General features: G+C 44.2%; 13 protein-coding genes. 4 read left to right on the forward strand and 9 right to left on the reverse strand.

Going from position 1 to position 15,636, the window contains the following annotated elements; all coding sequences use genetic code 11:
- Positions 1 to 16 precede the first annotated feature (16 nt).
- On the forward strand, positions 17 to 1,027 hold the full coding sequence (gene nagZ / locus JN178_RS08130) for a beta-N-acetylhexosaminidase (protein WP_202265986.1): 1,011 nt from the start codon (positions 17 to 19) through the stop codon (positions 1,025 to 1,027).
- A 144-nt stretch (positions 1,028 to 1,171) separates the two neighbouring features.
- A complete protein-coding gene (locus tag JN178_RS08135) occupies positions 1,172 to 1,987 on the forward strand; it encodes a putative porin (protein WP_202265162.1) in 816 nt (271 codons plus the stop codon).
- A gap of 50 nt (positions 1,988 to 2,037) precedes the next feature.
- On the opposite strand, the gene JN178_RS08140 is transcribed toward JN178_RS08135, so the two are convergent.
- From JN178_RS08140 to JN178_RS08155, 4 genes are all read right to left on the reverse strand, one after another.
- Positions 2,038 to 2,553 carry a cob(I)yrinic acid a,c-diamide adenosyltransferase gene (locus JN178_RS08140; protein WP_202265164.1) on the reverse strand — a complete coding sequence of 172 codons (516 nt, stop codon included), beginning with the start codon at positions 2,551 to 2,553 and terminating at the stop codon, positions 2,038 to 2,040.
- A 20-nt stretch (positions 2,554 to 2,573) separates the two neighbouring features.
- Positions 2,574 to 4,235: a CsiV family protein gene (locus JN178_RS08145; protein ID WP_202265166.1), complete on the reverse strand. Its 1,662-nt coding sequence runs from the start codon at positions 4,233 to 4,235 to the stop codon at positions 2,574 to 2,576.
- Position 4,236: 1 nt separating this feature from the next.
- Entirely contained in the window at positions 4,237 to 7,752 is a 3,516-nt protein-coding gene (mfd, locus tag JN178_RS08150; protein ID WP_202265168.1) for a transcription-repair coupling factor, read from the reverse strand.
- Between the two features lie 67 nt (positions 7,753 to 7,819).
- Entirely contained in the window at positions 7,820 to 8,419 is a 600-nt protein-coding gene (locus JN178_RS08155; protein ID WP_159625097.1) for a PilZ domain-containing protein, read from the reverse strand.
- Positions 8,420 to 8,555: 136 nt separating this feature from the next.
- Between JN178_RS08155 and JN178_RS08160 the strand changes: the two genes are divergently transcribed.
- Entirely contained in the window at positions 8,556 to 9,818 is a 1,263-nt protein-coding gene (locus JN178_RS08160; protein ID WP_232369726.1) for a lipoprotein-releasing ABC transporter permease subunit, read from the forward strand.
- A 77-nt stretch (positions 9,819 to 9,895) separates the two neighbouring features.
- Positions 9,896 to 10,459, forward strand: coding sequence for a phosphoribosyltransferase (locus tag JN178_RS08165; protein ID WP_202265170.1), 564 nt, complete (start codon positions 9,896 to 9,898; stop codon positions 10,457 to 10,459).
- Between the two features lie 124 nt (positions 10,460 to 10,583).
- Here JN178_RS08165 and JN178_RS08170 read toward each other — a convergent pair whose 3' ends face one another.
- The 5 genes from JN178_RS08170 to JN178_RS08190 all read right to left on the reverse strand — a co-directional run bounded on the left by JN178_RS08170 (position 10,584) and on the right by JN178_RS08190 (position 15,557).
- Positions 10,584 to 11,984 carry a GAF domain-containing sensor histidine kinase gene (locus tag JN178_RS08170; protein ID WP_202265172.1) on the reverse strand — a complete coding sequence of 467 codons (1,401 nt, stop codon included), beginning with the start codon at positions 11,982 to 11,984 and terminating at the stop codon, positions 10,584 to 10,586.
- Complete coding sequence (locus JN178_RS08175; RefSeq protein ID WP_202265175.1) at positions 11,981 to 13,171, reverse strand: FIST signal transduction protein; 1,191 nt, start codon at positions 13,169 to 13,171, stop codon at positions 11,981 to 11,983. The genes JN178_RS08170 and JN178_RS08175 overlap by 4 nt, the downstream gene beginning before the upstream one ends.
- 126 nt (positions 13,172 to 13,297) lie before the next feature.
- Positions 13,298 to 13,939, reverse strand: a complete 642-nt coding sequence (locus tag JN178_RS08180) for an energy-coupling factor ABC transporter permease (RefSeq protein ID WP_159625087.1) — start codon at positions 13,937 to 13,939, stop codon at positions 13,298 to 13,300.
- 28 nt (positions 13,940 to 13,967) lie between these two features.
- Complete coding sequence (gene xthA, locus JN178_RS08185; RefSeq protein WP_202265177.1) at positions 13,968 to 14,777, reverse strand: exodeoxyribonuclease III; 810 nt, start codon at positions 14,775 to 14,777, stop codon at positions 13,968 to 13,970.
- A gap of 120 nt (positions 14,778 to 14,897) precedes the next feature.
- Positions 14,898 to 15,557, reverse strand: a complete 660-nt coding sequence (locus JN178_RS08190) for a biliverdin-producing heme oxygenase (protein ID WP_202265179.1) — start codon at positions 15,555 to 15,557, stop codon at positions 14,898 to 14,900.
- Positions 15,558 to 15,636 lie beyond the last annotated feature (79 nt).

Genomic DNA, 15,636 nt, shown 5'->3' on the forward strand with positions numbered 1-15,636 from the left:
GCTCGTGGGCCCTTTAATGCTCGACTGCCATGCTGAAGAATTGCAGAGCGAAGAGAAAGAAAAATTAGCACACCCCGTGGTAGGCGGTTTAATTTTATTCGCTCGAAACTATCATGATAAAAAGCAGCTCGCTGCACTCATTCAAGATATTCGCCGTTATGCCAAACGCCCTATATTGATAGGCGTTGATCATGAGGGAGGACGAGTGCAGCGTTTTCGCGATGGTTTTACTGCACTACCCGCAATGGGCGATATTATGCGGCAGTCTGAACATCAAGACGAAAGCGAAAAGTACGCAAAAGCTTGCGGGCTGGCGCTTGCTTACGAACTCAAAACGCTTGATATCGATTTTAGCTTTGCCCCCGTGCTCGATGTTAACGGCGTGTCGCAAGTTATAGGTGATAGGGCGTTTGCCGATGATGCAGATGACGTTATTCGCTTAGCTACTGCACTTATTCAAGGGTTGAAATCAGCAAATATGCCTGCAATAGGCAAGCATTTCCCAGGGCACGGTAGTGTCGCTCCTGATTCACACATTGCTTTGCCAGTGGATGAGCGAGAGTACAACGAAATACGGCAAACAGATATGGTTGTATTTGAGCGGCTCATTGAACGCAATTTGCTTGATGGCGTAATGCCTGCCCACGTTATCTACTCTCAGGTTTGTGATAAACCTGCGGGGTTTTCACCTTATTGGTTGCAGCAGGTACTCAGAGAGAACCTAGGTTTTCAGAAAGCGATATTTTCTGATGACTTATCGATGCATGGCGCTAGTGTTGCTGGCGGCTATCTAGAGCGCGCAGAAGCTGCCCTTGATGCGGGGTGCGATATGGTTTTAGCCTGCAACAACCCCAAAGGCGCTGAACAGATTCTGGATGGTTTAGTTGCGAGGGTGTCGTCTCAATTGCCCAAAGATATTCAAAAAAGTGAGCGAGTTTTGTCACTTTACGGGCGAACCCTTAAACTGGGTATAAGACAAGATTATGACGATGCAATACATTTAATTAATCGCCTAAATGAACGATAGTTCAGCAACTTATATTATAGCAATCTGCATGCAATATTTGCTTGTTTATTAACCAGTTGCGGCGTGTGTTCAGCTTCCATTCAGAAAAGAACGTCCATACTCTAGCTTTCTAAATCTCTAACACGTTTGCTACAAGGACGTTCTATGTTTTTACGGGTTTTTTCTACCTCTTTATTAGCATTATCACTTACACCATGTGCGTTTGCACAGTCGGTGCCCATTAATCATGAAGTGAGTGTTGGCTTTGCTGACGTCAGAGATGCTGATGACAACTTTGTTGGTGTTAGCTACCGCTACTATCTTGAGTCAGTCGATATTGACGAGCAACCTTGGACCATCAGCCCTTATCTACAGCGTACCAATAATGTTTCAGTTGATTACTTTGGTATTGATAACCTCGATGCAATTAACGTGAATGGTGAGTGGTTCTATTCAAACTCATTGGTGCTAAGAGGGCGCTACGGAAGCGTCGCTAACGATTCACGTAACTATGAAGAAACGTTGCACCGATTTGGTCTAGACGTATCTACGTTCGCTAATGATCATTGGGAATATGGTGCGGGCTTCGATTTCTATGATTATGAAGAAAGCTTCTTCCGCTCAGGTGATAAAATTACAAGAAGTGACGATGAACTTAGCGTAAGTGTGTTCGCACGATATAGCAGCTTTGGTACACAAATGCGCAGTTTTACACCGGGTTGGGATGTGCAAGCCCGAGGTACTTACTTTGACGATGATCTATCAATTGAAATCGATGCCAATTATTACGTTAAGGCAAACTGGAGCGTTGGCGTGAGCGCAATTTACGAAAACAACGACAGCTTTGGGTCTGATAACGTTATTGAGCTGGGTACTGACTATTGGTTTAACCCACATGCCTCAATTCGCTTTGGCTTGGGTTACGACACCGATGATGGCAACCTAGGCTCTGCAACGCTACTAGGTACATTTAGATTCTAATTTTGCCTTTCATACACTTGTATAACGCACTTTGCTAAGTACAAAGTACGTTATACAGGCACCTCTTCTACGCCTGCCTCAATATTTAAAAAGCGTGCAAACGTAAACAAAAAGTCACTAAGGCGATTGAGATAAGCATGCACGACTTCAGGAACGTCGTAATGTTTGGTTAGGCTAATTACCGCTCTTTCTGCACGTCTACAAACTGCTCTGCAAACGTGAGCTTGGGCTGCTGCTCTGCTACCACCGGGCAACACGAAAGAAGTATTAGAGGGCATTTTCGCCGTTAATGTGTCGATAAGTGTTTCAAGCGCATCTATGTTTTTATCCGTTAGCGTTGAGCTAGCTGAAATGGCGAATCCAGCCTGAAAAAGATTGCGCTGTATATCATGAAGCATGGGTTTGTGTTGTACCGAGACCGTTGCGGCCAATAAGCCAATATGGCTGTTTAGCTCATCAATGTCGCCGTAGCTTTTTACGACTAAGTCATCTTTTTCCACACGTACTGCCTTATCGGCATAAATTTGTGTACTACCCTTATCACCTGTGCGTGTATAAATTTTCATGAAATATATTTGCCTTTCAATTATTGCGCATTACTGTCATCTTCAGGACGCTTGTAACGGCGGATCTGAACAACAAAACCAAACAAAGGGTGGTCGAAGTAATGCAACTGTGTGCTAATGACGCGACGCTGTTCAGCCAAAGGTACTGAGGCAAGTCTATAGGTTACGTTATGAGCTGTTGTTGACTCATCAAGGGATAGTTCGTTTTCATCGCCGCCTAAGTAAGTTTCTGGTACGGGTTGTCGATAAAACATGTCACTATCAATATGCAAATAGGGCACGCGGTTAATGTACTTGAGAAACACCTTCATGGTGCCGTCAATTTCCCAAATAGGTGTACGTAGAGCATTTCGCGATGCTTCATCTTCGCTTGCATCAGACATTACCGTTTCATCTAACGCCTTAAACTCGCTGTAATCGATAGGAGTAGGGGCCGCCAAGCGCTTTTCTAAGTCGTCGAATATATCTTTAAGTGCACTAACTGTCGGCTCGTTACTATTCTCCAACGGCTGTGTTTGTGAAGACAACACGCCATTGTTAAACAGCTCATCGATAGAGGCATGAGTGGCGCTAATTTCTGCCGTATTCTCATCGATGGTAGTGACGTCATTACGCTGCTCACCGCTTAACTCAAACTCACTTGAATAATTCTTTCCACCGTAAAGGCGCACATCAAACGCATTGTCTTTGCCAAATAAAACAGGCTGGCGCCAGGTCAAATGAAATAGCCGCTCAAGCTCTCGACTGCTGCGAATTTGTCGAGATATTGATGACAAAGACTGTTGGTTACTCGTAAGCAAGTGGGCTTTTGATGCTAATGGCCAGTCGTGACCTTCGATAATAATGGGTAAACTACTGGGTGCGGGTAAGCGGTTGTTCGGGATGTCCACTTTCCACGTAACAGAGTCATAGTGTGATTCCACGTTAAGCCAAGGCTTTTGCACGTTACAGTATGTGAATTCTGGTACTGTGATAGAAGGTGTATTTTCGTTTTCATTACTAAAAACGTCGCCTTTATTCACACCGAAAAAAGACAACCAATATTTTGCTATCGCAAAGGCATCTGGGCCGATTGCTTTCTCTTGGTCTAGAGCTAGAGCACCGTCATAGGCTAGTGCGCTGTCATACTCAAGTGCGCTTTCATATTCAAGTGCATCGGGCCCTTGATTCTGTGCATCGTTGAAGGTTGCAACTTGTTCAGAATCTGTATCACCGCTACTCACCTCAGACGTTGCCGTGGCTGAAGAGACTGAACCAAGCGCGCTATCGTTAACAGGATAGGGATCCGCTACGACTTTGCTATGCTCATCTTCATGTATATCGTCAGTTTCATTGCCGCTTAAAACATGCGGTGGCAAAGACAAGAAGTCCACATCGCTACGTGGAATATCAAGCGAGGGGAATGCGGGCCATGCGGGTTGAGTATCAACGTCACAAACGGCCAACCCTTGTTTGAGCCAGCTAATATCAGGCGAAATAACATCGCCAATAAGGTCGGCGTCAGCGCGAGGTGCATGTAACGTGTCGGCAAAGGTGAATTGCTCTTCAAGTTCACTTAGCGCAACGTTTCTTTTAAACGCGATAACTTCTACGTCGAACCACCATGGTTCATCTGCACGAGCGGAGCTGGCTAAAAGTGCACTAAATGATGCAATCAACGAACACCAGCGAATTAACTTCATGTTACCGCGACTCCTTTACAAAATCGGCAATGATATCGCTAATAAACGCAATTCGCGCTTTAGCGGTATCGGTCTGTTTTACTAAGCGAAGTTTTTGGCTTCCTTCAAACTTGAATGTATTTGGCTTAGTTTGAACCAGCTTAATGATATAACCTGGATCGACCTTTGTTGTTTCTTTGAATTCTATGGTACCGCCTTGGGCAGACAAGTCTACTTTAAGAATACCAATTTCTTGCGCTTTTATTTTAATTTCAGCCACTTCAATGAGGTTTTTAGCCGGTTCAGGGAGCAAACCAAAGCGATCAATACATTCAACCTGAAATTCATCGATATCGTCTTGCGACTGACAACTTGCTAAACGCTTATAAAGTGATAAACGCGTATTAACGTCAGCGATATAATCTTCCGGTAGTAACGCGGGTATTCGCAACTCAACTTCAGTGTGTCCGGCCGTGGCGTCTTCTAATGATGGCTCTCGCCCCTCTTTAAGAGCATTGACCGCTTTATCCAACATGTCCATGTACAGGCTAAAACCAATACTGGCAATCTGGCCTGATTGGTCGTCACCTAATAACTCACCCGCACCACGTATTTCAAGGTCGTGAGTGGCAAGGGCAAACCCAGCGCCTAGATCTTCTAGCTGCGAGATGGCATCTAAACGTTTCACCGCATCTTTTGTCATGCGTTTAGGGTGTGGCGTAAGCAAATAAGCATAGGCTTGATGATGCGAACGACCCACGCGGCCTCGTAATTGGTGAAGCTGAGCTAAGCCTAAATGATCCGCTCGGTCCATTATAATGGTATTTGCACTGGGGACATCGATACCCGTTTCTATGATCGTGGTACATACCAGTACATTGTACCGCTGGTGGTAAAAATCACTCATAACGCCTTCTAATTCACGCTCGCGCATTTGGCCGTGGCCCACGGCAATACGGGCTTCAGGTACAATTTCGGCAATTTCTTCAGCAGTGCGCGCAATACTATCTACTTCATTGTGAAGGAAATATACCTGACCACCACGTAAAATTTCCCGCATAATCGCTTCGCGAATAACGGCTTTATTACGCTGCTGCACAAAGGTTTTAATCGATAGGCGTCGTGCTGGTGCTGTGGCAATGATGGAAAGATCACGCATGCCAGACAAGGCCATATTAAGTGTACGAGGAATAGGCGTTGCGGTTAGCGTAAGAATATCTACATCGGCTCTTAACGACTTCAGTTTTTCCTTTTGACGAACACCAAATCTGTGCTCTTCATCGATAATCACTAGACCTAAGTCTTTGTACTTGATGTCACTCGATAGGAGCTTGTGTGTGCCTACAACAATGTCGACTTTACCTTCACCAATGCGCTCTATTACCGATTTTTGTGCTTTACCGCTTACAAATCGGCTCATCACTTCAATCTCAAAAGGCCAAGCTGCAAAGCGGTCTTTGAAGTTTTCGTAGTGTTGTTGTGCAAGCAGCGTAGTGGGGACCAAAATGGCAACTTGCTTACCGGCATTGGCGGCAAGGAATGCGGCGCGCATTGCAACTTCCGTTTTACCAAAGCCCACATCACCACATACAAGGCGGTCCATCGCCGATGGGCTGCCCATATCATGCATAACGGCAGCAATGGCCTGCGCTTGGTCAGGGGTTTCTTCAAACGGGAAGCTATCAGCGAACGACTGGTAGTCGTCCCAGTTTATTTTGTAGGCGAATCCGGGCTTCGCTGCACGGCGGGCATAAACGTCGAGCAGCTCGGCGGCAACATCGCGCACTTTTTCTGCTGCTTTTTGTTTCGCTTTGCTCCAAGCATCCGACCCCAGCGCATTAACCGGCGCACTGTCTGCATCACCGCCTGTGTAACGTGAAATCAAGTGCAGTGAGGCAACCGGAACATAAAGCTTTGACTGTTTGGCGTATTCAATACACAAATACTCGGTGGCAACGCCGCCTGCATCAAGAGTTTGTAGCCCCAAATAGCGGCCAACACCGTGATCTAAATGCACTACAGGCTGACCAATAGATAACTCTGCTAGATTGCGAATAATGGCACTTTCATCGGTGGCCGTTCTTTTATCGCGCAAACGTCTTTGGCTTACCTTGTGACCTAGTAACTCGGTCTCGGTGATAAAGAATAGTTCACCTTCCTCGCTTTGCCATCTGAAGCTATGCTCTACCATGCCAACGGTGATGCCAATGGTATCGTGACTACCGATAAACGTATTAAAGTCATCCACGAGCGTAGGTTTAATACCCGCTTTCGCCAACACGGTAAGTAGACCTTCCCGACGGCCTTGGGTTTCAGCGCAAAATAGCACTTTAGCGCCACTTGCGGTGGCGCTTTGTACGGTTGCCATCAAGCGTTCGGCAGGTATTTTTTTCTGCGCGTTGATGGCGATATCGTCAAGCAATTCACACTGAAGGTTAGTGGTGCCGGCTTTCTCATCTAATACTTTGCTGGAAAGCGATGCCCGAGGCCATTGCTTAATGGCACCAAATAACTCATTTATTGGTAAAAATAGCTCGTCAGGGGCGAGTAGGGGACGTGCTAAATTATAGCGATATTGCTCGTAACGCTCTTGCACATCGGCCCAAAAAAACTCGCTGGCATCTTGCACGTCACCATGTAGCAATAACAAACTTTTAGGGTGCAAGTAGTCAAATAAGGTGGCGGTTTTCTCAAAAAAGAGTGGGAGGTAATATTCAACGCCACTTGGCATGGTGCCTTTACTAACTTGAGCAAACACGCTTTCAGACGCGTTGTTAGCATCAAATTTCGCCAGAAAATTTTGTCGAAATAACGTAATAGCGTCTTTGTCTGTGGGGAACTCTCTAGCCGGCAACAAGCGAATTTCATTAACCGCTTCACCCGAACGTTGTGTCTCGGTATCAAAATAGCGAATTGAGTCAATTTCGTCGTCAAATAAATCTATGCGAAACGGTTGGTCGCTCCCCATTGGGAACAAATCAATAATACTGCCACGAACAGAGAATTCGCTATGACTCATTACCTGGCTAACGTGCAAATAACCAGCTTGCTCTAAGTTGCGCCTAAATTGATCCCTATCTAGCGTATCTCCTTTATTTAGCATTAGCAGATATTTGGCAAGGTAATCGGTAGGCGCCAAACGCTGCATCAGCGTATTAACCGGCACAATGAAAATACCGTCTACCTGTTGGGTAAATCGAAATAGGGTTTCAAGACGCTGCGAAACAATATCTTGGTGGGGTGAGAATGAATCGTAGGGCAGTGTTTCCCAATCAGGAAACAACGTAATCGGTGTATTAGCCAGTCGCTTGTTATCGCCTACGCCACCTTTTAGGAAAAATGCTATTTCCTTTTCCAGTTTCATGGCAGAAGGCGTATCTGCAGTAATAAGTACAATAGGACCACTATACTGATTTAGCGCCTGGCTAATACACAGCGCGGCGCTACTACCTTGTAGTTGACCCCACTGTTTATGATCTTGTGATGATGCGTCTTTTTTCGGCGCTGGTAAAGGCAGCGATAATAAGCTAGCTGTCATGACTTCCTATTTTTAAAATTCACGTAATACCAATTAATACGGCGATATATACTGCTAAAAGTACCTTTTAGGATCCCGAACGTTTTTCCTGTGCCCGTTTTCTAAGCTGCAATGTTTGAATGTGCAAACTTGCCCGTACAAGTAATTCCTGATCGGGTTCGCGAATAGTCGTAAATATAAACGCAGTATGATAACCCGTGTCAGTTTGCTCGCAACTAATGACTTCGCCATAACAAAAAATTGCGGCAGCTTCGGCATCAAGAAATAATTTAAGTTCAGCGTGCTGTCCTACGTTTAGTGGCGATTGCATGTCGACAATAACGCCACCGCCACCAAACTTGACCGACTTAAAGCGATATTCAGGTTCGTCCTGTTGATGAAGCACAAACGACATCATAAGGTCGATTTTTCGCGATTGATGATTGAGGTAATCGGCTAAGGTTTCTGCGTGTTCGCTTAAATTCCGCAACGGGCGCAGCGCTTGAGCTTCAATTGCCGCCATTTCGCTGGCAATGCGAAACGCATAGGGCATTGCTTCCTCTATTCCCTCTTCATCGGGTACAGGTTCGCCTTTTTCAAGCGCACGTACATTGACATTAATACCATGCGTGATTGAAAAATATTCATCGAATTGGGCTTGTTTTTGTTCTAGGCTTTGCTCGCTCACTTCATTCCTCTGCCACTAATTCTTGTGCAGCCAGTAGCTTACACGTAGTATAACCACTTTACTATTTCGGGTTTACTGCTTTGCAACATAAATCCACTCTCGCCAGCTTTTTACGTCATGGTTAATAGCATAGTGAATGGCGAGGCATATTACCGTATTACTTTCAAAACAAGGCGCTATGTTTTCTTCTTTCTATCCGCTTTCTGCATTTATTGCTTATCGCTACGCTAAATCGAATAAAGCTAGCCAGAACAGCTTTGTCTCATTCATTAACCGTTTCTCAGTAGCAGGCATTGCGCTTGGTCTTATGGCGTTAATCATTGTCGTGTCAGTAATGAATGGGCTCGAAGGCCAATTGAAGCAACGTATTTTGGGCATTGTTCCCCATATTGAGTTAGCCACGCCGTTAAACACGCAGTCCCAAGTCGTGGGTGTAAAAGCTTCAATGGCATTTCGCGAAGCAGAAGCCGTGGTGCAAAGCCGTACGGATTTACGTGGCGTACAGATACACGGTGTTGAACCAAACGCAATGCTGATGCATACCATGGTAGCGAACAAACTGGAACAAGGAAGATTCGAAGATATTACGCCCAGCAGCTTTCATGTTGTTATTGGACGAGCACTTGCGGTCAAACTTGATGCCCGGGTAGGAGATCGCATACGCGTAATGGTAGCAGGTGCCAGCGTATACACGCCTTTTGGTCGAATGCCAAGCCAGCGCCTTGTCACGGTGGCGGGTATTTTTGATATGGGGTCTAAAATGGACGATAAAGTCATTTATATGCATCTTGATGATGTAAATAGGTTGCTTCGTGACCCTAAAGGAGAAGGTATTTCACAGCGTCTGTTTTTAGATGATGCATTTAACTACCTCGCTGTAGTTGAACAGCTAACCGAATCATTTCACATAGACGCCGCGCAAATTAAAACGTGGCGAGAGCGTCAAGGGCCATTATTTGATGCCGTGAAAATGGAAAAGAATATGATGATGCTGATGTTGCTGCTAATTATCGCAGTGGCTGCATTTAATATAGTGTCAGCATTGGTAATGGTTGTAACCGAAAAGCAAGGTGACATAGCGGTTTTGCAAACACAGGGCATGCTACCAAGCACCATAATGTGGATTTTCGTTTTAAATGGACTATTTAACGGCGTAAAAGGTGCTGCGATAGGGCTGTTGTTAGGTGTAGTGGTAACTCTTCAACTAAACAATTTTTTGGCACTTATTGGTTCGCCTCTGGCGTTATCGGCAGATGGCAGTGGTTTGCCAATTGAGATGAATATGGTCCAGATAGTCAGCATAACTGGGCTATCACTATTACTTTGTGTCAGCGCCAGTATCTATCCCGCAAGAAAAGCGATGAAAATTCAGCCGTCCCAGGCACTGCAAAACGAATAATTCATTGAATTTGCCGTGCAAAATTGGTTGAAATTCACTATACTCGCGGTCTTTTAAATTTTGCCCAGTGAGACGTCATGAACAAGAATTTTATCACCTCGCAATCGCTTCTACAGGATTCCTTTCGCTTAGCGTCAAAGGTGTATGAAGATGGCTTCCGTCCAGACTTTATTATTGGTATCTGGCGTGGTGGTGCTCCAATTGGTATCGCGGTTCAGGAGTTCTTCGAGTTCAAGAACACGTCAACAGACCACATCGCGGTGCGTACATCGTCGTACTATGGTATCAATAAGCAGTCTAAAGAGATCCGTGTTCACGGTTTGCACTATCTGGTAGAGAACGCAAACGCAGATGATAAGTTGCTTATTGTTGATGATGTATTCGACTCAGGTCGCAGTGTAGAAGCACTTATTAAGCAAATTAATAAACTTATGCGTCTTAACATGCCAAAAGACATCCGTATTGCGTGTCCTTGGTATAAGCCGCAAAACAATACCACTGACTTAGTACCAGACTACTACGTGAACGAAAGTGACGAGTGGTTAGTGTTTCCACATGAAATTGCAGGCCTTTCTGAAGAAGAAATTCGCGAAGGTAAAGGCGAACTTGCTGACGTAATGGATATCCTGTTTCAAAAGTAAGCTGTACGCACTCTACCTATAAAATCAAAGCCTCAGACATTCGTCTGGGGCTTTTTTATATCTAACAAGTTAGTGGTTTGCGGGCTATTTTTGCCGTCAACCTCACGGTCAATATACGGTGCTGTTACATTAAGTCAGGTGTTGGAAAGGTGAGGGTGAACGTAGTGCCAACGTTAACTTCGCTGTCCACCGAAATTGTGCCGCCCATGGCTTCGACGATAGAAAAAGAGATATAAAGTCCCAACCCAGTCCCTTTACCTGTTGGTTTTGTGGTGTAGAAGGGTTCAAATAGCTTCTGTAACGCATGTTTTTCTATTCCACATCCAGTATCTGCGACTTGCAAAACCGTTGTATTATTTTGTTTGTCGTGCCAAGAACGAATAGTAAGTGTACCACCGTCTTCCATTGCTTGTGCTGCGTTTACAAATAGGTTTACCAATATTTGATTTAACTTGCCGGTTTTACCTTTAATCGCTGGTGGTTCATTAAGGTACTGACATATTTCAATTCTGTGTTTCAGTTCACTGTTCACCAAGCGCAGTGCGTGTGCTACACAGTCATCTACATTAACTGTTTCATCATCTGCAATATCAGCGTCGTGAGAAAATGATCGCAAACTGGTTATAATTTCGGTTACGCGCATTAGGCCTTCTTCAGACTCTTCACAAATATCTGCAATTTCGTCACTTAACGAGTCGAGCTTATTTTGTTGCGCCCAAGTTGTAGCGCGGTCAGCTAGTTGTGCTCGCTCTTGATCTGATGAACTTTTGGCTAGCGATACAACAATATCTTGCATCGTCGATAAGCTAGGTAAAGTGTCTTTTAAAAAATGTATATTGCTATTAATAAACGCGATAGGGTTATTTATTTCATGCGCAACACCCGCCGCGAGCAACCCCAGTGACGCCATTTTTTCAGAATCAATAAGGCTTTTTTCAACTTGCGCTTTCTCTTCTTTTAAACGAACCGTTTCAAGCGCCATGAGTTTGGCTTGAACACTCATGGCCATTTGTTCAGTGAACGTACGATAGCGATTAGCCATATCTACATATTCCTGTGTGTAATAGCCCAAGGTATTGTGACAAAACACAATAACCGCATGTTGGGAGTGCACTTTAAAAGGGCAGTACAACACCGAGGTTACAGGGATATCGAATGTATCAAGGTGCGCCTGCCACGTTGGCTGCATTTTGATATTGAACAGGGCGACGGGGGTGCTCTTTATGGCTTTTGATAATGTTTCATCGATGTCCCACAGTGAGTCTAACAACGGCGAAAAAGTACTGTTAGTGCATCGCATTTTTCCCTTACTATCGTTTTCAAGCACAAAACATACCTCATAGTTATAGAGGCTTTTAAAAATTCCAAACATCTTCTTATAAAGCTCTTGTTCGCTGGTAGCGGTCAGCAAAGCTCGCGTACCCGCTAACAAGGCATCACTTTCTTTCTTATGGGCTTCAGCTTGCTCTTTTAGTCGATAAACGAGGGCAAGATCTTCTAAAACGTTTTCGTAATCTTTATTCATTTTGAAAACACAACAGCTGAAATCATCAAATTGCCATGCCTGTTTTTGCCATCAAGGAATCGTCCTTGTTCGCCAAAAGTGAATGGGCCGCATATGGGCAAACCGTCAAACTTTAATTGCAGGTTTTCAATCATAGGTACAATGGCATCTCCCACCATAAGCCTACAACCTGCGCAGTAAATCATAAGCACACCCAGAGGTGTTTTATTTTGCGGAAGAAGCATAATTGCGTTAGTAATCACCCGTTCTGCCCGAGATGTGAGGCTATCAATATTGCCTTCCATGAGGGTTAATACGTCACCTTCGTGTACTTCTGAAAAAACGTTAAGACTGCCATCAAGGCAAACTTCATCAGGATGGCAAAGCAAATAATTAAACGCGCCGTTTTCCAGCTCGACGGGTTTACCCAAAGGTGCTGATGACGTGAGCCCTAAAATTTGCCCGCCACTGAGCTCGTTTTCAATGAGGTTGTTGGTAGCACTGTTATAAATCTGACTTGCGGATTGGCCGTTTAATGCTGCTAAATTTCTTCCAAGTGCTGATGTTACCGTAAACACAGTTTCAGTAGGTTTGTAACCAGAACTGTAACTTAAACCCAGTGGAGTAGAGGGATACAACACACAGACCGCTATTGTATTAGCCCCACAAGTATCTGCAGTTGCAGTGCACCAATTGCCCTCCACGGTATTGTCTGCTGTTGAACCACCAAAAATGGGCACTTGTTCTCCTACGACGCTGGCAAAACCTTCCAAAATACGCTCCTCTTCGCCAGGCGGTAACGCGCACCATATCAATGCTGGACTTTCATAGGGCCTATCAGCATTCGCAAGGGCTTGTTCAAGTGCCCGAGCGCCTGCGTTGAAAGGCTCACTTTGATTAGTCACTTCGTTGTACAAAGCGGCACTACCCACGCCGTAAGCACCTTGGCTGTCATTAATACAAAATAAGGAGATGTCGGCATTTGCTTTTGCCGTTTCAGCATTACAATGCAGAGCGCCAAGACATGATGTGGCCAGCATAAAGGAAGTGGTATGAGCACAGAAAACTTGCTGTAGTTGCTCTGAATTATGTATGCAGTTGCTATAGGCGATAACTACAGAGTAATTGTGAGTGCTCAACAGCTGGTTTAATTCCACATTGAGCGCTTCGGTTGAATGATGTTTTAAAGAGTGGGTGATTATCTGCATACAGACCTACTAGTATTTCAATGCCCCTAAAAGCATGGAAAATTTCTATCACTTTCTTATTAAACATTAGTTCAAATTTGCTGTAGTTGCGTTGAAGGATGCAGTTGTTTACAAAAAGATAAGACGTTACTTGTCTAAATAGAATTTATCGTGAAAAGTGTATACCCATGTTGGCTGATAAATGACGAGTAATGTAATCGCCATTCCATTTAAAAGCGCCTCTGGAAATACCAATAGGGGAATCAGCAAAACGTAGTTGTCGAAAATGACATCCCATGGGTAAGTACCTTCGGTGTAGTAAAACAAACCCAGGGTAAGAGTTTTTAGCGCTATGGAAAGTGCCGCAGGGAAAAACGCACATAAAAAAATATACACGAACAATTGTCTGGTAATACGATGAAACGACAACATGTAAAACAGGTAAGTAATACCTATTGGTAGGATAGTGCCGACTAAGCCGTTTACACCAATATTTTCCCAAGCGTTAAACCCAACGCCTGTTGAACCCAGTAATGTAATAAAAGCAGTAATTATAGCGAGGCGAAACCCTAGCATAAGGGTTACAACAGACAGACCAAGAAAATGAACATCTAAGCCGTCGTAAATGCCAGCTTTGAAAAGCCACAGCACAAACAAACTTGCAGCACTGCCAAATAGTAAGTGCTGCTGATGTTTACTTTTAAGGAAGTGAGCCACATCAAGGTGTTTTAGTGCACCAACTAAAAAGCCGCTGTATACCAAAAGGGCAATGGTTTGAAGTGTGCTCACTACAATTCCTGTTAAATTTAAACGTTAACTAGTCGCTGTACACTGCCCAAATTGGCGCGTGGTCTGAAGGCTTTTCAATGCCTCGAAGTACGTAATCGATACCCGCTTCGGTCAACTTAGTGTGCAATGGCTTGGTCGCCAAAATAAGGTCAATACGTAGACCTCTATTGTCATTGAACCCCTTTGAACGGTAATCAAACCATGAAAACTTATCATCTACTTTCGGGTTTAAGGCACGAAAACTGTCTTCAAAGCCCCAATCGATAACAGTATTTAGCCACTCGCGCTCTTCAGGTAAAAAACTACATTTACCCGTACGCAACCAGCGTTTACGGTTTTCTTCGCCAATACCAATGTCTAAGTCAGTGTGTGAGATATTAACATCACCCATTACAATGACTTGATCATCTGGCGTGTGATTACCATTGAGGTAAGCCATCAAATCTTGATAGAACTTGCGCTTAGCAGGGTACTTAGTTTCGTGCTTTTCATTTTCACCCTGCGGGAAATAGCCATTTAAAATGGTAACTGGCTTGCCGGTGTCATCTGTTGTCTTCAACATGATCATACGGCGTTGTGCATCATCATCGTCACTTGGAAAGCCCATGGTTACTGACTCTGGCTCTTTTTTAGTGAGAAAGGCCACGCCGTAATGACTTTTTTGGCCGTGAAAATATACGTGATAACCCATAGCCTCTACGTCTTTAACCGGAAACTGTTCGTTATGCACTTTGATTTCTTGCAAGCCAATAATATCGGGCTGGTGGGCATCGATTAACGCTTGAAGCTGATGTAAGCGAGCGCGGATACCATTAATGTTAAATGAGATTACTTTCATGCGTTCTTTTGTATTAATAAGTTTGGCGCAAGTTTACCAGAAACAACGCAATTACCAATTCGCTATTCATGCAATTGCGTAAGTTTAAAGCAATTTTAGGGAGTCGAAGATTAAGTATATTTATGCTTTTTGAGCTTGCACAGGCAGAGACGTTGATTGTTTAGCCTCACCCAATGCAATGAGATAGGCGAACCAGCTGTTTGCATCTTCAACAATATGCCGTGTTAATTTTGGGTTTCCTGTCGAAAGTGAAGGGGTGAGGGTTTCAACGTGTTGTTTGAAGGTAACCCATGCACGAGCACACTGACTCATTGCTGCATAATAATGAGTTGGTGGAGCAGGAGATATCGTCGCTAATCGTCTAACGATGATATTTGCGCCCATGGATGATCCTAACCATACATAAAGGGCAGAAATAGTACGACTGCTATCACTGTAAAATGACGGTAAGTCTACAAGAATTGGACTCTCACTACTTAACGTAACACTGTTTGATACGCTGATGTCTCTGAGCTGCGCTAAATCGCAGTTAAGGGCATCAAGCACACTATCAATATTAATGTGTGTTAACAGTGGTAAAAGATCGCTATTTCGCTTTGCGCTTTCCTGCAGTGCACCTGCAACCGCGCTATGAAACCAATACATTACCGAAAGTACCTCTTCATAAACAGTCACATTAAATGAAGATGTTTGGTGGTATAACGAAAAGGGGTACGTATTTTCTAATGTCGTGTGATTGGCTTGTGTGCCTTGCTTTAGCGCGGAGAAAATGTTGTGCATGATAATTATTCTTGTACGTTTTCTATGGCTGATTATTTAAATAACAAGCCGTAATGCTATCAGGTTTTAATACGTTATA

It is taken from the genome of Alteromonas sp. KC3, assembly GCF_016756315.1.
Taxonomy (GTDB): Bacteria; Pseudomonadota; Gammaproteobacteria; order Enterobacterales; family Alteromonadaceae; genus Alteromonas.